The sequence below is a fragment of the Nostoc sp. genome (assembly GCF_036917465.1).
Classification (GTDB): Bacteria; Cyanobacteriota; Cyanobacteriia; order Cyanobacteriales; family Nostocaceae; genus Nostoc.
Window position 1 is genome coordinate 37,072 of record NZ_JBALDL010000079.1, and the last position, 19,579, is coordinate 56,650.

Annotated in this window: 19 protein-coding genes and 1 pseudogene; 8 read left to right on the top strand and 12 right to left on the bottom strand. The window is 42.0% G+C overall.

Annotated elements, in window-relative coordinates; translation table 11 throughout:
• Positions 1 to 107 precede the first annotated feature (107 nt).
• Positions 108 to 254 (top strand): hypothetical protein, encoded by a 147-nt coding sequence (locus V7K38_RS18970; protein WP_334859944.1) that lies wholly within the window; start codon positions 108 to 110, stop codon positions 252 to 254.
• 157 nt (positions 255 to 411) lie between these two features.
• On the top strand, positions 412 to 777 hold the full coding sequence (locus V7K38_RS18975) for a four helix bundle protein (protein WP_334859945.1): 366 nt from the start codon (positions 412 to 414) through the stop codon (positions 775 to 777).
• Positions 778 to 829: 52 nt separating this feature from the next.
• On the opposite strand, the gene V7K38_RS18980 is transcribed toward V7K38_RS18975, so the two are convergent.
• The 3 genes from V7K38_RS18980 to der all read right to left on the bottom strand — a co-directional run bounded on the left by V7K38_RS18980 (position 830) and on the right by der (position 4,818).
• Positions 830 to 2,335, bottom strand: a complete 1,506-nt coding sequence (locus V7K38_RS18980; protein WP_334859946.1) for an anthranilate synthase component I — start codon at positions 2,333 to 2,335, stop codon at positions 830 to 832.
• Between the two features lie 104 nt (positions 2,336 to 2,439).
• Positions 2,440 to 3,360, bottom strand: a complete 921-nt coding sequence (locus tag V7K38_RS18985; protein ID WP_334859947.1) for an energy-coupling factor transporter transmembrane component T family protein — start codon at positions 3,358 to 3,360, stop codon at positions 2,440 to 2,442.
• An 87-nt stretch (positions 3,361 to 3,447) separates the two neighbouring features.
• Positions 3,448 to 4,818, bottom strand: coding sequence for a ribosome biogenesis GTPase Der (gene der, locus V7K38_RS18990; protein WP_334859948.1), 1,371 nt, complete (start codon positions 4,816 to 4,818; stop codon positions 3,448 to 3,450).
• A 136-nt stretch (positions 4,819 to 4,954) separates the two neighbouring features.
• Here der and V7K38_RS18995 point away from each other — a divergent pair, with 136 nt between their 5' ends.
• Entirely contained in the window at positions 4,955 to 5,185 is a 231-nt protein-coding gene (locus V7K38_RS18995) for a hypothetical protein (RefSeq protein ID WP_334859949.1), read from the top strand.
• A gap of 133 nt (positions 5,186 to 5,318) precedes the next feature.
• Here the strand turns inward: V7K38_RS18995 and V7K38_RS19000 are convergent, their stop codons facing one another.
• From V7K38_RS19000 to psaK, 3 genes are all read right to left on the bottom strand, one after another.
• Complete coding sequence (locus V7K38_RS19000; RefSeq protein WP_334859950.1) at positions 5,319 to 5,537, bottom strand: WD40 repeat domain-containing protein; 219 nt, start codon at positions 5,535 to 5,537, stop codon at positions 5,319 to 5,321.
• 325 nt (positions 5,538 to 5,862) lie between these two features.
• On the bottom strand, positions 5,863 to 7,059 hold the full coding sequence (locus V7K38_RS19005) for a site-2 protease family protein (RefSeq protein WP_334859951.1): 1,197 nt from the start codon (positions 7,057 to 7,059) through the stop codon (positions 5,863 to 5,865).
• A gap of 248 nt (positions 7,060 to 7,307) precedes the next feature.
• Entirely contained in the window at positions 7,308 to 7,562 is a 255-nt protein-coding gene (psaK, locus tag V7K38_RS19010) for a photosystem I reaction center subunit PsaK (protein WP_334859952.1), read from the bottom strand.
• 112 nt (positions 7,563 to 7,674) lie between these two features.
• On the opposite strand from psaK, the pseudogene V7K38_RS19015 reads away from it, so the two are divergent.
• Positions 7,675 to 8,301 (top strand): annotated as a pseudogene (locus tag V7K38_RS19015) (phosphoribosylanthranilate isomerase); the annotation flags it as partial.
• A 126-nt stretch (positions 8,302 to 8,427) separates the two neighbouring features.
• Here V7K38_RS19015 and folE read toward each other — a convergent pair.
• The 5 genes from folE to V7K38_RS19040 form a co-directional block, all read right to left on the bottom strand.
• On the bottom strand, positions 8,428 to 9,135 hold the full coding sequence (gene folE, locus V7K38_RS19020) for a GTP cyclohydrolase I FolE (protein ID WP_334859953.1): 708 nt from the start codon (positions 9,133 to 9,135) through the stop codon (positions 8,428 to 8,430).
• Between the two features lie 78 nt (positions 9,136 to 9,213).
• Entirely contained in the window at positions 9,214 to 9,939 is a 726-nt protein-coding gene (locus tag V7K38_RS19025; protein ID WP_334859954.1) for an SDR family oxidoreductase, read from the bottom strand.
• 591 nt (positions 9,940 to 10,530) lie between these two features.
• Positions 10,531 to 11,511: an acetyl-CoA carboxylase carboxyltransferase subunit alpha gene (locus tag V7K38_RS19030; protein WP_322643926.1), complete on the bottom strand. Its 981-nt coding sequence runs from the start codon at positions 11,509 to 11,511 to the stop codon at positions 10,531 to 10,533.
• A 114-nt stretch (positions 11,512 to 11,625) separates the two neighbouring features.
• A complete protein-coding gene (locus V7K38_RS19035) occupies positions 11,626 to 12,645 on the bottom strand; it encodes a long-chain acyl-[acyl-carrier-protein] reductase (protein ID WP_334859955.1) in 1,020 nt (339 codons plus the stop codon).
• Between the two features lie 117 nt (positions 12,646 to 12,762).
• The gene (locus V7K38_RS19040) at positions 12,763 to 13,461 is read right to left on the bottom strand and encodes an aldehyde oxygenase (deformylating) (protein WP_334859956.1); all 699 of its coding nucleotides are present in this window, start codon (positions 13,459 to 13,461) and stop codon (positions 12,763 to 12,765) included.
• A 180-nt stretch (positions 13,462 to 13,641) separates the two neighbouring features.
• Between V7K38_RS19040 and V7K38_RS19045 the strand changes: the two genes are divergently transcribed.
• Entirely contained in the window at positions 13,642 to 14,469 is an 828-nt protein-coding gene (locus V7K38_RS19045) for a carbohydrate ABC transporter permease (RefSeq protein ID WP_334859957.1), read from the top strand.
• Between the two features lie 377 nt (positions 14,470 to 14,846).
• Here the strand turns inward: V7K38_RS19045 and V7K38_RS19050 are convergent, their stop codons facing one another.
• Positions 14,847 to 15,212: a hypothetical protein gene (locus V7K38_RS19050; protein WP_334859958.1), complete on the bottom strand. Its 366-nt coding sequence runs from the start codon at positions 15,210 to 15,212 to the stop codon at positions 14,847 to 14,849.
• 177 nt (positions 15,213 to 15,389) lie between these two features.
• Between V7K38_RS19050 and V7K38_RS19055 the strand changes: the two genes are divergently transcribed.
• The 3 genes from V7K38_RS19055 (at position 15,390) to V7K38_RS19065 (ending at position 19,533) form a co-directional block, all read left to right on the top strand.
• Positions 15,390 to 15,602 carry a hypothetical protein gene (locus tag V7K38_RS19055; protein WP_334859959.1) on the top strand — a complete coding sequence of 71 codons (213 nt, stop codon included), beginning with the start codon at positions 15,390 to 15,392 and terminating at the stop codon, positions 15,600 to 15,602.
• An 852-nt stretch (positions 15,603 to 16,454) separates the two neighbouring features.
• Positions 16,455 to 17,747, top strand: a complete 1,293-nt coding sequence (locus tag V7K38_RS19060; RefSeq protein WP_334859960.1) for an ATP-binding protein — start codon at positions 16,455 to 16,457, stop codon at positions 17,745 to 17,747.
• Positions 17,737 to 19,533: a tetratricopeptide repeat protein gene (locus V7K38_RS19065; protein WP_334859961.1), complete on the top strand. Its 1,797-nt coding sequence runs from the start codon at positions 17,737 to 17,739 to the stop codon at positions 19,531 to 19,533. The genes V7K38_RS19060 and V7K38_RS19065 overlap by 11 nt, the downstream gene beginning before the upstream one ends.
• Positions 19,534 to 19,579: the final 46 nt, after the last annotated feature.

The following is a 19,579-nucleotide window of genomic DNA, read 5'->3' on the forward strand; positions in this document are numbered from 1 at the left end:
ATAATACCAACATTCGTCAGAATATTTGCTTAAAATGCAAAACTGCGGTTACGAAGACCTCGATCTAGTTTCTAATTGGCAGATGAAGCTAGTGGTAGTGAAGCGAAATGGTACAACAGAAGCCGGAAAGTGTAGATTTAGAGAGTAGAGGCTGGTTGATAGACATCAACATCTGCTTTGGTGACTTCAATTTACCAATGTGTAGGGACAAGGTAGTAGACAGTCCCGATCCTCTTGTTAAAAGTTCGGCGTAGCAAGGGAAAACACCCTTTGAAGTTCCCAACGGCAACAGCGAACTTTCCAACTTCTTTCCATACTGCCACAACTGTGGCTAAATGGCACAAAATTGGTATTGGGAATTGGGAATTGGGCATTGGGAACTATTGATCAATAAACGATCAATAGACTTTTGTGAGAAGACCTGATTTTGAGAATTTAGAAGTTTATCAACTTGCTGAAAAGCTGGCTAATGAAATTTGGCATATTGTTAAAGTATGGGACAATTTCACTAAAGATACACTGGGCAAGCAAATTGTTCGGTCTGCCGATAGCGTTTTTGCGAACATCGCAGAAGGTAGAGGTAGGTACAACGACCAAGACAATCGACGTTTTGTCAAGATTGCAAGAGGGTCTTTGTATGAAACTATCAGTTGGTTGAGGTTAGCCTACGCCAGACAATTATTGCCAAATGAACAAGTAAGTAGATTTAAACCAATTCTTGATGAACTCCTACCCAAACTTAATGCTTATCTAAAATCCATAGGCAATAGGGAATAGGAACTTCATTCTCTTCCCCATGCCCCATGCCCCATGCCCCATGCCCCATTCCCTATTGATTATTCAGCATTTTTAGGGCTGCCAATTGTGCTTGGGCTTTGTGCAGAGATTCATACCATTCTTTCTCAGGATCGCTGTCTGCGACAATTCCCGCGCCAACTTGTCCCCAGACGGTGTTAAGTGGTGAGTACCCAGCAGGGGGTTCTTCTGGTGCTTCACCAGACGCGGGAGCTAGTAGCAGAGTGCGGATTAAGATATTTAAATCTAAATGACCACGCCAATCTAAATAGCCACAGGAACCGTAGAATAAGCTGCGCCGCATGGGTTCTAGTTCTTCAATAATTTCCATACAACGAACTTTAGGACAACCTGTGATTGTACCACCTGGGAACGTGGCACGAATCAAATCAATGGCTGTGCGATCGCCTTTTAAAGTACCTTTGATGTTGCTGACAAGATGCATCACATGACTATATCGCTCAATGGTCAGTAATTCATCAACAGTAACCGTTCCCCATTCACAAACTCGCCCTAAATCATTGCGTTCCAAATCCACTAGCATGATATGTTCTGCACGTTCTTTGGTGTTGCTGAGTAAATCTTGTGCCAGTTGCATATCTTGTTCTAGTGTGACACCGCGCGATCGCGTTCCAGCGATCGGTCTAGTTTCAGCTTGCCGATTTTGCACCATTACCAATCGTTCCGGCGAACAACTCATTACTTCTCCCCAAGGCGTTTGCCAATAACTGGCAAAAGGGGAAGGATTGATTTTGTGTAAGGCTTGGTAAATTTCCCAACCAGAAGCCGATGTAGATGCTTGAAATCGCAATGAAAGATTTGCTTGAAAGATATCTCCAGCTTGAATATATTTTTTCGCCTGGTTTACAGCTGTTTCATAATCTGCCTGCAATGTCAAAAAGACAGGAGGAGATGGGGCATTGGGCATGGGGCATTGGGCATTGGTTATTTTCGCTATCTCCCCATCTCCTTCATCGCTTTGTCTTTTTTCCAATTTTTTCTCTAACTGATCGAGTCCACTTGCATCACTGGCGGCTAGCCAAAGAATTTGTTGCGCGTGATCCAAAACGGCAAAACAATCTGGCTCATACCAAAAAGCTATAGGAAATGGTAAGGGATCAATTTTTTGATGGGGTAACTGTTCAATTTCCCATGCAACATCGTAGCCTAGCCAACCTAACCAACCACCTGTAAAGGGGAGATGGAGAGGTAGAGATGAAGGAGATGGGGAAGCAGGGGACGAAAATACTACCTTATCCCCCTTACCTCTCTCTACTTCTTGCTGTAACAACTTTTCTAGGAAGGGAAAAACCTCTCCTACTTCTGGTGTCCACATCTGGGGGATGCCATCAACTAGACGAGGAGCGCCTGCACAGATAGAATATCGGCTGAGTTGGGGATGATCGATTGGCGTTGGGTAGGGACTTTCTAGTAGGGTTGCAATTCCCGATGCAGAGGTGGGGCAAAAAAGAGCAGCAAAAACTTCCGAACCTGTGCGTTTTTCTAAGGGTAGCGATCGCCAATACCAAGCCTTGATCATACTGTTTCTAAGCGTTGTCAATAGTTAGTTAACAGTTTTCAGCAGTGAGTACAAATAACTACAACTACTGACAATTACCTCTATACCATTTTCTTAGTGCAAAATTAAACTTCAGTTCCTATAGCTATGCGTATTCCCCAGAATACAATTAAAGTGGCAATAGCAAGCCAGTCACGCCCTTTGAATCGTAAGTCGTGCCACTGCACTTTATGCTCATTGGGACTGGTAAAACCCCGAACCATCATTGCATTGGCCATTTGATCGGCTCGTAAGAGCAGATTCTCTAAAAGTCTTTCTGCGACTGTCATCCACACTTTGAACCCTCCTTTTAATCCCAGCTTTTTCCAGTTAATTGCTCTCGTCATCACGGAGCGAAATAAGTTTTGCACTTCTTCTAAAACTAAAGGAATAAAGCGCAAGGATAAGGTTAAAGTTAAAGCAATTTCTGTGACAGGTAACTTGAAGCGTCGCAGGGGTTGCATGAGGCTTTCTATGCCAGATGTGATTTCTTCTGGTGCGGTTGTCAGCAGATAGAGGTTGGTGCTGTAAATCACAGTAAATATTAGTGTACTCAGTCGTACTGCTAAATCTAAGGAGCGACGAGTTACTTTTACTGGGCCTTTATGAAATAGCACATAGCTGTATTTTTTGCGATCGCTTACCTGCTCTGGAACAATATTATTGGAGTTTGCTTTCTGGGTTAATATTTGTTCATTCGCTGGTAGACGTGGCTGATAATCTACACCCATTCCATCAGGGCTGATGGCTCCGATCGCTAAGACAAAAAACGATAGCATTAATAGCCAGCCCATTTGTTGCTGCCATACTCGCCGGGGAATCCGGGCAATCAAGGTGGCAACAATCAATAGTATCACCAGCAGCACCCGCCAAAAGTTGTTAGCTAAAACATAACTTGTTAAAAAGCTCATCAACCAGGCGAACTTGACTCGCGGATCGATTTTATGCAGCCAAGTTTGGGGTTGTTCTAAATAAAGTCCAAGTGGCAGCGATCGCAATAAATCCATTTTAGATAGAGTTAGGAGTTAGGAGTGAGAGTTAGGAGTTTTGACTTTAACTCATAACTCCTGTAAAGAAGCGATTCATCGCATCTCCTAACTCATTTTGACGCGAGTTGCTCTATTAACGTTACCAATTTCGGCATCACGGACTTTTTTGCTGCGCCATAGTAAAATAATGGGCGTACCTTTAAATCCTAGCTGTTGCCGGAATTGCCGTTCAACGTAGCGGCGGTAGTTGTCGTTGAAGCGTTTGGAATCATTGACGAATAGTGCGATCGTTGGTGGTTGGCTACTTACTTGTGTACCATAATAAATTTTACCCTGACGACCACCACGGGATGCTGGCGGTGAATGCCAACTAACAGCGTCTGTTAAGACTTCGTTAATAACTGATGTGCTGACACGACGTTTGTGTGATTCAGCCGCCGTTTTCACCAATTCGAGAATTTTTTCTACCCGTTGTCCTGACAAGGCACTTACGAAAATTGTTTCTGCCCATTCGGTAAAATGTAACCGTGATTGCAGAGTTTTTTCGTAGTCGTAGATCGTGTAGGAGTCTTTTTCGACAGCATCCCACTTATTAACGACGATGATGCAAGCTCGACCTTCTTCGATAATCCGCCCAGCTAATTTTTGGTCTTGCTCAGTGACTCCATCTACAGCATCTATTACTAATAAAACCACATCAGCGCGACGAATCGCTTTAAAAGCACGGTTAATACTAAAGAATTCCGTGCCGTATTCTATATGTTTCTTTTTGCGAATTCCGGCGGTATCAATTAAGCGGTAGGTTTGTCCGTCTCGTTCAATAACGGTATCAATAGCGTCGCGGGTTGTGCCGGAAATTGGGCTAACAATTGCCCTTTCTTCGCCGACAAAAGAATTGAGTAAGCTAGATTTGCCTACATTCGGGCGGCCGACAATTGCGACTTTGATTTCATTAGTTTCGGGGATGTCCTCAATAGCAGGGATGTGATTAACTAACTCATCGAGTAACTCTCCTGTGCCACTTCCATGAATTGCGGAGATGGGGTAAGGTTCGCCCAATCCCAATTCCCAAAATTCGGCAGCTTGCATTAAGCCTTGGTCTGGTGATTCACATTTATTTACAGCTAGTAGCACAGGTAAAGGTTGTTGGCGCATCCATTCGGCGATTTCTTGGTCTGCCGATGTGGGGCCTGTTTGACCATCCACGACAAAAATAGCAGCACAGGCTTCTGCAAGGGCTGTCATTGCCTGCTGGCGAATTAGTGGTAAAAATTCGGTATCATCATTAAAAACTAAACCACCAGTGTCTACGACTAAAAATTCGCGGCCATTCCAGAAAGCTGGTAGATAAGTGCGATCGCGTGTCACTCCCGGTTCATCATGGACAATCGCCGTTTGTTCCCCGGCGAGTCGATTAACCAGGGTGGATTTGCCCACATTTGGGCGTCCGATAATTGCAACAATTGGCAGTGCCATAAAACCAGGGTGAGTGAGAGACGTAGTATATCATGTACTTACATTTTACTCACTTTAAACTGGAAGTTTTAATAATTTTCCAACCTGGTAGGCTTCTCTAGCTAAGAATCGAACAAAAAAACAGGAAATTATACTTATGTTGGAGATTGAAAACTTAGGAGTGACTGTAGAAGAGTATTTGGATGGATTGGCAAAAGGTATTGATATTTTGGAATTGAAGCGGTTAGAAGCAAAGGGAATTCCAACAAACCTGGCTCTGGAAGTTATGGCAATTGTACCAAAGGTAATCAATGGTACGGCTACTCCTGAAGAAATTGTTAGAGGACTAATGATTCTAACACCATCGCTTAGGCAACAAGTTGAATAGAGGAATACCCAAAAAATCATGCATTTTGATTTTGGAGGTTAAAACATGTATTGTAGTGCTGCATCAATAACTTGATTGTACGATCTTCACCATCTGTTGCTAGGGTTTTTCCTGTGGGATGAAACGCGACACTTCACACAGACTTGTCATGTTCTTCTAGAGTTTGCACACATTCTGCTGTTGTCAGATCCCAGAGTTTAACAGTGCGATCGTCGCTAGCACTGGCCAGAAATTGTCCATCAGGACTAAAAGCCAGGGCTATGACGATGCTCATGTGTCCATACAGGGTTTTCAGATATTTTCCTGTGGTAGTGTCCCAAAGCTTTCGTGATAATTCTGAACGCACATGCACACAGTCAAGAAAAAATCAGTTTTTTGGGCTTTAGTTCTGATCGAACAACACTTGTCAGTATTGGTAGCAAGGGTACTATTAAAGTCTGGGAAGTTAGATAATTGGCGATCGCTTCGATTCTGGGCTGCAAGCAGAGCAAACCTATTCAGAGCTTTATGTCTAATGTTTTGGGACATTTTCTTAAGTCAAACTCAAGTTTAAAAAATAAAAAAGGTAGGAAACCCTACCTTTTACCCAAAAAAAGCATTTTGTAACCAAATACCAAATTCAATATCACACAAGTTTTTGACGAATCTATTGCAAAACTATGACAAGCGTATGACAGTTAATTTGCAATCGACTTCGCTATTGCTCCCAGTTGCAACCCAGGCGGATAACTACCTTCTTCTTTTACCCGCTTAATTTCAGTGTCTGTGAGCCGCAAATTTAACTTTTGTGCTAATGTTCGCACAATATCACCCCGGTCAATTAAACCAGCTACAGCACCAGCCGGAGAAAGGACGGTAATTCGAGGTAACTGCTCATTTTCCAGCTTGTTAATTACCTCAGCTATGGTTGTTGCTTCCGTAACAGTGGGTATTTCTGTCAGGGGATGCACAAGGCTGTGTAAGGTTTGGGTTTCCCATTCACTTCTTTGGGTTAGACGAAAATCGTCAATGGAAACTAGACCCCGGTAACGTCCATCAGAAGCAGCAAAATAGACCTGTGAGGGTTTGGTTTCCAACAAGTATAAATCGGCAAAGGAGCGCAGTGTCTGGTCAGCATCGATAACCCGAAAGTCACGAGTCATGGCATCAGCAGCCACTATTTTGAGTAGGCTTTCTTGCAATGTGGTCACGTTGTCATAACTGCTGGCGTTGCGGACAGCAAACCAACCTAACATCGCAATCCACAAACCAAGTACTAATTCTCTTGTCAAGAAATCTACAACAAATCCTAAAGCGATCGCACCATAACCCAAAATTTGCCCAGCTTTTGCTGCCCAATGTACGGCTTGGAAACGATTACCTGTTACTTGCCACAGTGCTGCTTTTAATACTTGTCCTCCATCTAGAGGCAAGCCAGGAATCATGTTAAATAGCCCCACCACCAAGTTAATTCTCGCCAAATCTCCGACCATAACACTGAGGGGACTGGTATCGGGAATTACGGTAACTCCTAGGCGGAGCAGGAAAAATAGTATGATGCTCACCAATGGCCCTGCGATCGCTACTTGAAAGGCTTTGAAAGGAGTTTTAGATTCTTCTTCAATAGCAGCAATCCCGCCAAATAGAAACAGAGTAATTGAATTAACCTTAATGCCTTGCGATCGGGCTACCAAGCTGTGACCTAATTCATGTAACAATACCGAACTAAATAGCAGCAGTGCCATAACTATGCCAGCACTCCAAGCTATAACAGTTCCCCATTCTTGGTAAGCTACCCCAAAGTTTAGGGTTGTCAACCCTAAAATCACAAACCATAACGGGTCTAAAAATAGAGGAATTCCAAATAAAGAACCAATTTTCCAATTTGTTTGCATTACATTGTCCTAAAACTAGATATTGCCAGTAGTTTCTATACTGCAATATTTGCGTATATACTTATACGTATATTTCTGAGCATTAATTCGATACTGCTGAGTTATGAAATGCTCTTATTTCTAGGATAAACAATTAATGTCTGTGAGCAAAACTCTGAAATTGGGAATTGAGAATTGGGAATTAGGAATTGTTTATCTAAATTTGTATTTATCGCGGCGTTACAGGTAACGCCGCGATAAATGCAAAGTTATAGACGACCGATGTTAGTCAGTCCTAAAACGATGCCAATGCCAACAATATGACCAAAAGCCATCGCTCCAACGAATGTTGGAATACTAATCGGCAGGATGGGGAACTTGGGGCCAACTAGGGGTTTTTCGATCCTAGTACTTAGTAAAACCATTACTAAGCTACTGATGCTGATGATGATGCCTACTGTAGGATTCCACGCAGGTGTTGCGGGAACATTTGCAGCTGCTGCTAGTAAAATAGATGAAATCAAGCTTTTGTCTCCTAAAATCTAGACCTACAAAATTATAAAATTACCAAGGCACAAAAGTTTTTCGGATAATCTAGACTTTTTCGATAATTATTATTAGATTTGTTAATTTTTTATGCGCGTTAAAATTTGCGGCATTACTCAACCACAGCAGTCTATAGCGATCGCCTCCTTGGGCGCAACGGCACTAGGATTTATTTGTGTGCCAAACTCACCTCGTTATGTGACTACATCTCAAATTCGGGCAGCCGTGGCAGAACTGGCGGTAAATATTGATACGATTGGTGTTTTTGCCAACGCTAGTATTTCTGAAATCAGTCAGATAGTTGTTGATTCTGGGTTAACAGGTGTACAGTTACACGGAGATGAATCACCCGATTTTTGCTACCAATTACGTCAAAAGTTACCCAATGTCGAAATTATTAAAGCACTTAGGATTCGTAGTCTTGAGCATCTGGACACGACGACTAACTACACAAAATACGTAGATACTTTACTACTTGATGCCTACCATCCCGAACAACTTGGTGGTACAGGCAAAACCTTAGATTGGAAAATGCTAGAGCAATTTAACCCCGATTGCCCTTGGTTTTTAGCTGGGGGATTAACAGCAGATAATATCGTTGAAGCTTTAAGTCAGGTTAATCCTAGTGGCGTTGATTTATCTAGTGGTGTGGAACACGCACCTGGAGATAAGGATTTAGATAAAGTAACCAAGTTGTTTCAGAAATTAGGGAATAGGGAATGGGGAATGGGGAATGGGGAATGGGGAATGGGGAATGGGGAATGGGTAAGAAGCAAGGGAGCAGGGGGAAATAATCAATTCCAATGCCCAATGCCCAATGCCCAATTCCCAATTCCCAACTTTTTAAAATAACGCTGGTTGGTGGCGAATCAAGTTAAAAAATTCTTCGCGGGTTTTGTGATCCTCTTGAAATACACCAACCATTGCACTAGTAACAGTCCAAGAACCAGGTTTCTGCACACCCCGCATCACCATACACATGTGGCTAGCTTCCATTACAACGGCTACGCCTTGAGGTTCCAGAATGGTCTGAATTGCTTCGGCAATTTGGCGGGTTAACCTTTCCTGCACTTGCAAGCGACGAGAATACATCTCAACAATGCGGGCTAGTTTACTCAGTCCGACAACTTTTTGGTTGGGGATGTAAGCAACGTGCGCTCTACCCATAAATGGCAGCATGTGGTGTTCGCACAGACTAAAGAAATTAATATCTCTAACTAGTACCATCTCGCTATGTCCTTCATCAAAGATGGCATCGTTAACGAGGTCTTCAAGGGATTGGTTATAGCCACTGGTAAGAAACCGCATTGCTTCGGCCACTCGTTTAGGTGTTTTGAGGAGTCCTTCGCGTTCGGGATCTTCGCCAACGCCCAATATTATTGCCCGTACCGCGTCCTTCATTTCCTCCATCTGTTCCTCTGTTGGCGGGAACACATCTGCTGGTCGCCCATTATGAGTATTGCGATCGGGTCTGGGAGTTATGGCTTCTGCCAAATCGGGAATCAGAGGCGATTGAGAGGAATTGGAACCGTTGGAACTAGCAATAGTCATGATTCAGTCGTGGTTATAGTTTTGTCATTAGTCATTAGTCATTAGTCATTTGCAAAAGACAAAGGACTAAGGACTAATTTAGAGTGCGCCGGCGCTGGGCATGAGGGTCAATTCGTCAATAACTGCCTGTTGTGGTAACAGAACTGTATAGAGAATTGACTGAGCAACAATTTCCGGGGTTAACATTTTGGAACGGTCTAAGTTGACATGGACTGTCTCTGTGTCCCAAAGTTCGGTATTGACTGCACCAGGACAAATAGCTGTGACACGAATGCCGTGGGCGCGTTCTTCTTGTGCCAGAGTCTGAGAGAGGGCTATCAAACCAGCTTTGCTGACGCTGTATGCTCCCCAACCGGGAAAGGGTTGCTTGGCGGCTATTGAGGTGACATTAATAATTGTCCCTGTGCCGCGATCGCGCATTGAAGGTAAAATCCCCACAATGCACTGAAATACGCTGGTAAGATTCAAGTCAATTACCTGCTGCCAGCCCTCTAAGGGAGTTTCGCTCAAAGTGCCTGTGTAGGCAAGACCCGCACTGTTTACCAGAATGTCTATATCACCAAAGTCAAGGGCGATCGCTTGGATCTTTTCTTTTACTTCAGAGAGCCGCGCTAAATCTACAGCGTAAGCTTTAGCTTGTACCCCAGTATGGTGTACAGCTTCTCTTACCGCTTCCAACTTATTCAAAGAACGGCTGACTAAAGCGACATCTATTCCGGCTTTCGCAAATGCTAAAGCTGTTGCTTTCCCAATTCCACTACTTGCCCCAGTAATTAGGGCGCGTCGTTTTTGCTCAACACTCATGGATGGTGTCTCCCAATTTTTTGGCAGTTCCCAAAATCTATTTCCATCCAATTATTTACACTTGTTGGTTTGGATATATTAAAGGAATCTAAAAATCTGATGATTTCCATTAAGTAAATGCTATATTGCCATGCAATAGTGGCATATTCTGAATTTTACCAGTGAAGACAACAAATCGTCGCCTGGAAAACCACGCCGCTCACTCAAATTAAATTATGTGAAGTACTCCAACCTGCTTCGTTGACCTTGGAGCTTCCAACATCATTGAACTCAGGGACGGTCTTATTCGTCTTTAGAGTTTCCCATTTCAACCGCCAATGCCACGTCAGTTATACACCACAAGGTTGTTCGGGACTAAACCCGATTATGGTCTTACTCAGCGTTAACAGGCAGTTTAATTTTTACTCTTACAAATACAGTTTGGTGTTTAGTTTAGGGCAGTAGCCTGCCATGAAAAAAACAAAACCCACTCAATCGAGTTGAGTAGATTTACCAAACATGCAAATGCCTATGGCTAGATTGTTAAAAATCTTTAAGCACATAGGCAATTATAGCATTGCTCCTTGACTAATCCATCATTGTGCAATGGTTTTAGTGGGCAACTTCTGTAAAGACACCAATTTTGCGGAATTTTTCATAACGCAGTTGGCGGCGTTCTGGAGCGGTTAAACGATTGAGTTCGTCTAAATTTTCTAGCAGCACTTGTTTGAGAGTGGTAGCGGCTTGTAAAGGGTCGGAATGAGCGCCACCAGTTGGTTCAGGGAGTATTTGGTCAATAATTCCCAACTTTTTCAGGTCGTGAGAAATAATTTTCAGAGCAACGGCGGCTTGGGGAGCCTTACCAGCATCTTTCCAGAGAATGGCGGCGCAGGCTTCGGGAGTGGCGACGGTATAAACGGAGTGTTCAAACATGAGTAGGCGATCGCCTACACCAATACCGAGTGCGCCACCAGAACCACCTTCACCGATAACTGTGCAGATAATTGGCACATCTAGACAAAACATTTCCCGCAAGTTGTAAGCGATCGCTTCTCCTTGACCTTGGTGTTCTGCTTCTACCCCAGACCAAGCTCCTGGTGTGTCGATAAAAGTTAGTATCGGCATACTAAACTTGTTGGCGTGTTCCATCAACCGCATCGCTTTGCGGTAGCCGCCAGGGTAAGGCATTCCAAAGTTACGGGCAATATTGTCTTTGGTATCTCGGCCTTTTTGATGACCTAACATCACCACAGGTTGCCCACTTAGACGACCAACACCACCAACTAAAGCCGGATCGTCACCACCACAGCGATCGCCATGCAATTCCATCCATTCATCACTAATAGCCTGAATGTAATCGAGAGTACTGGGGCGACGCGGATGACGAGCGACTTGTAATCGCTGGGACGGGGATAGACTCGTGAAAATTTCCTCACGCAGTTGCATGGCACGTGCTTCTAGTTGCCGAATTTGACCAGAAACATCGACACCATTTTCTTCTGCAAGTTGCCGAATTTGATCGATTCGAGTTGCGAGTTCTGCTAAGGGCTTTTCAAAATCTAACAGTAGCGGTTTACGCTCGGTAGTTGCCATCGTAGGGTTTATAAGTTACGAGTTATCTATTTTTTTGTCATTAGTCATTTGTCTTTTGTCCTTTGTCAGTTGTCATTTGTCCTTTATCATTTGCAAATAACGAATGACCAATGACTAAACCAAGAGTGGTCTAAATCCATGTTTTACTGACACCCGGCCAATCTGCTCCATTTTATCTACGGTAATCTGATTCCGTCCCCACGAAAAGTTCGTGTATAACTTCTCAAATTCCAGCAGCATTGATTCGGCAAAACAAGCAAACAACTGGCGGGCTGGCACGTCCATATTGACTATTTTCATAATTTTCCAGTCAATATCCAGGGAATGCTCTACAATTCCACCATTTAACACGTGTACACCGGGATACTGAATTTTCGTCGCTAAGTTTTTAGGATAGCCACCATCAATCAACAAACAGGGTTGTTTCAAAGTGGTGGGGTCAATTTCCACGCCTCTGGGCATACTAGCAACCCAAACTACAACATCAGCTAATGGCAGTGCTTCTGTCAAACCCATGATTTTCCCGCGTCCTAGTTCGCCTTGTAACTCTTTGAGACGTTCTTGATCGCGGGCGATTAGCAGAAGTTCTTTGACATCTGTTCTCGCATCTAGCCAGCGTGTAACTGCACTACCAATATCCCCAGTTGCTCCACAGATAGCAACAGTTGCGTTTGATAGATTAATTCCCAGTTGTTTCGAGGCTTCTTCTACCTGCTTACAAATAATGTAAGCAGTATGAGTGTTTCCTGTGGTGAAGCGTTCAAACTCTAGTTTGATATTGCGGACTTGGCTAAACTGCTCTAACTTAAAGTTTTCAAAAATAATCGAAGAAAATCCGCCTAAAGCTGTGATGTTAATGCCGTGCTTCTGTGCATGAGCCATAGCGTTGAGGATTTTTCGCGTTGCGGCTTTGATGCGGCGACTAGCTAACATTTCCGGCAAAAAGCAAGATTCTACATACCGTCCTTCAATTTGTTGCCCAGTTACACTGGTGACAATAATGCTATCGACAATTTGCGGCGGGGCGCTGCACCAGAAGTCTAGCCCTTGATCGGCATATTCTGGGTATCCCAATTCTTGAGCTACCGCTTGAGCGTGTTCTAAACTAGTCAGATGTCCAATTAGACCAAACATGTAGTGATTATTAGGCTTATGCTGTCTTGAGGGCGGGGAAATTTTGTAGAGTTAAAAGTTAGGAGTTAGGAGTACGATTCATAATTTCTCACTAATCATTCCTCACTCCTGACTTTTTTAAGCACCGATGAGTCCGTAGGCTGACAGGCGCATAATATCACGTGTCGTGAAACCAATATTACTCAGTGCTTCACCATACTGAATCATAAAGTCTTCTACCAAAGCATCTTTTTCCATTGCCATTGTGTGGGCATCACCCTCTACTTGGTTGAGCATTCTCCAGACGATGGGGAGGTTTTGGCGGTTTGCAAGTTCAAGTTCAGCTTTGGATTCTGTAAAGTGTTCTTTCAACCAAACTTCTCCGAAGTTGAGGTGGCTATATTCTTCTTTGACTACTCCTTCGGTGATTTTACGGGCGAAATCGTCGGCGACGGGGATGTAAATGTTATATGCTGCGATCGCAAAACATTCAATAATTAAAGACTGAATCAACAGGCATGTAACCACTTTTCCTTCTGCTGCGGCTGTTTGGAAATTTTGGTGTAGCCCGGAGAAAAATTCCTTAGCAAATTGCAAATCTGGGGTTACTTGCAAATTGCGCCCACAAGCCTCAAATCCTTTCTTATGGCGACTTTCCATCTTGGATAGGCGAATCAATTCATCATGAGATTCTGGCAGCAGTCCGCCTAGTGTGATGTAATTCTCATGAGCTTCTTGTTCCCCTTCAATCACGATCGCATTAATCCGGCTATAAGCATCTTTGTATGTTTCGCTTTTGAAATCTAATTCTTTAAATTGGTCTGTTAGCTGCTGCATGGTATGTTTACTCCTGTAAATTTGATTATTTGACACCAAAATTGAATTTACCCTATGAACTGAGGGTAGCAATCTCTGTGGTTTAATTTAACTTAACAAGTAACTATGTTTATAGATTAACTTTTGCTGGGGGCGATGCTCTAGTAGTAGCAAAATAAATGCTTTGTAGATAATAAATTTATGTCCGAACCAAAGTGGAATCTGAAATCTGGCGATTTTTTGAGCCTAGTAATCTTACTGGTAGGGGCATTTATAGTTTTACTACCTCTGTTTATTGTTTTTCTCACCTCTTTTATACTGACGGGAGCAACCCCAGAAAATGTTTCCAAAAATAACTGGTCTTTAATTAATTACCGGATTGCATGGCAACAGGGTAAATTTTTACTGGCGTTTGCTAATTCTACCCTGGTAGCGATCGCTGTGACGGCGTTTCAGATTGTGACTTCTGCTTTGGCTGGTTACGCCTTAGCGCGATTGAAGTTTCGAGGCCGCCAAGCCCTGCTATTGGTTGTTTTAGCAACTTTGGTGATTCCCTTTCAGTTATTGGTGATTCCCATCTTTTTGGTTTTGAAATGGGGACACCTGATAAATACATACTGGGCGCTTATTTTACCCACTGCTGTCAACGGGTTTGGAATTTTCTTACTACGTCAATATTTCCAGACAATTCCCGTGGAGTTAGAGGAAGCCGCAGCCCTCGATGGGGCGAACAGACTGCAAATATTGTGGCGGGTGATGTTACCTTTAGCCCGTCCAGCCTTGGTGACGCTGTTTTTATTCACCTTCATCGGCGAATGGAATGATTTGTTTAAACCTTTGGTGTTCACAACCCGTCCCGAATTAAGAACGGTGCAACTGGCTTTGGCTGAATTTCAAGAACAGTTTACGAATAATTGGCCTTTGATGATGGCGGCGGTGACAATAGCAACAGTTCCAGTGATGGTATTATTTCTGATTGGTCAGCGCCAGTTTATTCAGGGTATTGCTACTACAGGGATTAAGAATTAACAAAAGAAGCGGAGCGCGAGGTAAGGAAATTCAACAGCAATATAGTAACAATTCTTACCAATAATCCAAAATCATCTCTATTGGACTTGGTGCAATATTGCTAGGTTAAGAATTATTCGTAGGTTGGGTTGAGGCTTTGCGAAACCCAACATTACCGATCACAATACCGAAGGCTGATGTTGGGTTTCACTTCGTTCAACCCAACCTACAATTCGGCAACAATCTTCTAGACCATTTGCGATCGCACTCAGCATTCGATTTTTGGATGTCAAAAGTCTCTGGAGACGCTTCAGAAGTTAAGCGGTAGAATGTAAAAGAGTAGTGCGTTGTCACAAAGGTCAACGCACCATATCTAAAGAAACAGCGAGTCGAAATAATCACTTCACAGATGTCACTGTTTGGTTTACTACTGGACGTGCTTTTTTACGGTTTGATCTGCGCGTTCCACCAGCCATCTCATACTCATCACTATTTTTGCCATAGCGAGATGCAACATTTAACAGCATTTGCTCAGAATAAGTATTTAACTCACGTTCGTATTCTATTAACGCATTGTGTGTCTTATCTACTATTGTTTGTGCTTGATTATAAGCGGCTAGCTTTTCTCGTAACTCAATTACTTTAGTGTTGTAAGTAGCAATTGAAAACCCATTAGTAAAGTCTAACTTAGAGTTAATTGTCTGCATTCCTTCAATCCGTCGTTCAGCTTTGGTTAGTGAGATGGAGTTTCGTTTCCGTTGCATATAGTTTTCCTATTTGGATTAATTTATAAATAACCCCGAACTTATACACTGAGTTATTTATATATCATTAAGATACGCAATAAGCCGATGCACTAGCCACAGTGAAGTTACAGAATTATAAAAGCATTGGATGGCATTAGCCAACTAGATAGATGCGGGTATATTTGCTGAAATTTGTTGAGAAAAGCAGGTTTTGAAGTCGCAAAAGCTAGTTTTGAAATCACAAAAGCTAGTTTTGAAGTCGCAGAAGCAGGTTTTAAAGTCACAAAAGCTGGTTTTGAAATCACAAAAGCTAGTTTTGAAGTCGCAAAAGCTGGTTTTGAAATCACAAAAGCTAGTTTTGAAATCGCAAAAGCTGGTTTGATGAAAATCGTTCAAATAATTCCATAACGCTTAATTAGCTCAAGTCGAATTACCCGCCTTAATCCCCCCTTTCCAAGGAGGGAAACAAGAAATCTAGTTCCCTCCCCTTTGCAAGGCTACGGTGTACACACAAGTCTTTGAGAGTGGCCTCATAGGCTTTTGATCCCCCCAACCCCCCTTAAAAAGGGGGGCAAAAGTCTCTTAAAGTCCCCCAATTTATCGGGGGATTTAGGGGGATCTCCAACGATTTTGGGTTTGTACAGAGATGTGTGTACACCGTAGCCTTTCCAAGGGGAGGGTAAAAGAGCATGGCATAAATAAAGCAACTATTTCAAATCGTTCAAAAGCCTGTTTTCTAAGCTTTTTGACTTTTGATACTTTTCCTATCGGAGACGCTACGCGAACGACTTTGCTCAGTGTTAACTTTTGATTTCCGCCTTGCGATACTAGGTATATTTATAAAAGTGAGGCACTGCCTAGTAAACCAATAGTAATAACAGCTACCATCGCATCGGCTAGAGGGGGATGAGACGAAGCACACTAAAAATTTATTTTTATAACTGAAAATTTTATTTTATTTATGTGTTAAGTAGCTTCCAGTATTTTATCTGTATAATCTATCATTCAGTTTAAATTATCGAATGTATAATCTATCATTCAGTCTGATTGATTATTGACCTCTATTACTCATTGATAGGTTGAAATTTTGGTATTAGGGGATCTCTTTTTAAGACATAACATACCACTCACCTAGTAGTTATTTATTAACGTAATTTTAGAAGTTATGTAGGCATACTCGATCCTAGACATTGCTTGAACTTTTGCTACATAAATCATGAGCCATTATATGAATAGTTAGCACGTTTACGGCACTATCCGATGTCTCAGGATTTATTAAACTCCTTTCAAGAAGCCTACAGTAATCTCGAACTGTTTCCGTTGATGGAACGGAACGAAATGGAAAGATTTAGAGTCGAATATGGTGATGATTTGATTGCAGACCTGAACCAATTAGTGGAAGATAGTCCTAACGGAGATGGCAAAATTGTCTTTACAGGACATCGGGGATGTGGTAAGTCTACTTTATTGGCTGAATTTAGCCGACAAATCCAAGATAAATATTTTGTAGTTCTCTTTTCTATTGCTGACAAAATTGAAATGTCGGCTGTTAATCATATTAATATATTGTTTGCGATCGCAGTTAATTTGATGACCGAGGCAGAAGCCCGCAAAGTTGATATCCCACACTCTACTAAAGAAGCTCTTTATAAGTGGTTTGCTACTCGCACTCGCACTGAAGAATCAAATTTGCAAGCAGAAGCTAGTATAGGTTTTGACCTCTTAAAATTGATTAGCTCTAAATTAAAAGCTGATGCCAGCGTTCGGGATGAAATCAAACAAGAATTTGAACGCAAGTTATCAGATTTAGTTGCCAGAATTAATGAAATTGCTGCTCTAATTCAAGCTGCAACTAAACAAAACGTTTTAGTAATTATTGATGATTTAGATAAACTTGACTTAGGCAGAGTCAACGAAATTTATCGAGATAATATTAAAGCTCTCTGTCAACCTAACTTTCAAATTATTTACACTATCCCAATCGCAGTACTGCGGGAAACATTTATCAGTACAATAATTGCCACTGAAACTAACGATCAAGTTGTGGCAATGCCTGTCTTAAAAATATTTAATAAAGGTAAAAATCGGTTTCCTAATGCCAAACCTCGCCCAGAAGCAACAAAGATTCTCGGTGAAGTTTTACAAAAGCGGATTCCTAGTGAATTAATCGCGGCTGAAACTGCTGATAAAATCGTGATTTACAGTGGTGGCGTGTTGCGAGAGTTAATTCGGATTTCTAAAGAATGTTGCCGCATTTGTCTACGGATGATCCGGCAAAATCCCTCAGCCGAAGTTATCATTGACGATAAAATTCTCCTGCAAGCAATCAATAAAATTCGCAATGATTTTTCTATACGTTTAGGAAAAGTTGATATAGATATTTTGCAGAGTGTTTATGAACAATTTATGCCCAATGACCCCAAACAAGCAGAGTTTTTGGATTTGCTACACGGGCTATACGTTCTAGAATATCGCACTGATGAAACTTGGTACGATGTTCATCCAATTATTATCGAAAGTTTGAGAAGACAGGGAGCTATTAATGTTCAATGAAGAATCATTAGAAAATCAAGATGCGTATGACGATTTAATTGTTTCTATTGAAGCTCAAAAACGGGGATTAAATCTACTGATTGCAGTTTGTGATGATGCTAGCTTTCGTGATGAGATTATTGCCCAATATGAAGTTGAACTACAATCCGCTTTCCATCCATATCGAGTGACTTTAGCACGTCAGGAACCGAGCCTGAAAGCTGCTCTTAACCAACTGGTGCAACAAGAAGAATATCGCCGTCAGCAAAAGCGTGCGGTGATTACTGTCACGGGTGCTGAACAACTTTATTTTCTCAGATTGGGAAAAGAGCAATCAGAACAGGAGAAATTTTTTGGTTACTTACAGTGGACAAGGGAAGGATTGCGCGAGTTTCCCTTTGCGATTGTGCTTTGGGTAACTAACCAAATTTTAGTCAACTTGATTAAAAAAGCTCCTGATTTTTGGAGTTGGCGTAATGGTGTATTTCGATTTGAATCTCAAAAGACAAATGCTATTCCTGGTAAAGAATTAGAATCTATACGCTTTGTTTTTCGAGACACAGAATTAGCCAGCACAGATACTAATGAAAATAACCCCTTTTTCTTGCCCATTCAAGATTTACAAAGACTGATTGAGAAAATAGAACAGGAACGGGGGACTAAAGACCCCATGTTGGCTACTTTATACTCAAGATTGGGCGATATTTACCGTAGCAGATTAGATCGGGGTGAATCTCAAAATTATCAAGAAGAACAGGAATTAGCAATTAAATATTGGCGACAGGCGAGTGAGCTACAAAATGAATTAGGTTTGCAGATAGACTTAGCTAATAGCCTTAACAATTTAGCCGGAATATATCGTGCGACAGGACACTACAGCGAAGCCGAACCCTTATATAAACAAGCTTTAGAACTGAGAAAACGTCTTTTGGGAGACAACCATCCTTCTTTTGCTACTAGCCTGAATAACTTGGCGGGACTCTACAAATCTACTGGGCAATATAGTAAAGCGGAAATTTTATATCAACAAGCTTTAGAATTGAGGAAACGCCTGTGGGGAGAAAACCATGCAGATGTCGCTGTTAGCCTAAACAATTTAGCATTACTATATGATGAACAAGGACGTTATGAGGAAGCAGAACCCCTCTATCTGCAATCATTAGAACTTGAAAAACGTTTAGTTGGCGAAAATCATCTTTCTTTCGCTCTTATACTGAATAATTTAGCGCTACTTTATTATCATCAAAGACGTTACAGTGAAGCTGAACCTTTGTCGCTACAAGCAATAGAATTAGATAAGCGATTTTTGGGAGAAGAGAATCCTGATGTTGCTACAGATTTGCACAATTTGGGATTGATATACCGCGCTCAAGGACGCTACGATCAAGCTGAAACAGTATTTTTACAATCATTAGAACTCAAGCAGCGTCTATTGCAAAAGGCGCATCCACTTTTAGCAGATACTATCTATGCTCTTGGTTATATGTATAGGGAGCAGGGACGCTATAATGAGGCGGAAACCTTATGTATAAAAGCCTTAGAACTTGATAAGCACCTATTGGGAAAAAATCATCCTAATGTTGCTGAAAGTCTCAATAATTTGGCAGAAATTTATCGTGAAACTGGACGTTATGGTGAGGCGGAACCGCTATATTTGCAAGCTTTAGATATTTGTGAGCGAGTCTGGGGTGTGAATCATCTGCGTAGTGTAACTATTCGCCAAAATCTCGAAAAACTTGCCGCAGCAATCGAGAATAATGGAGAGTGCGATGTCTCCGACAACCCCTTCGGGGAACGCATTACATAGAGCAACAAGATCATTTCAGGTTAATTTGGCCTAATCTAAATATAGC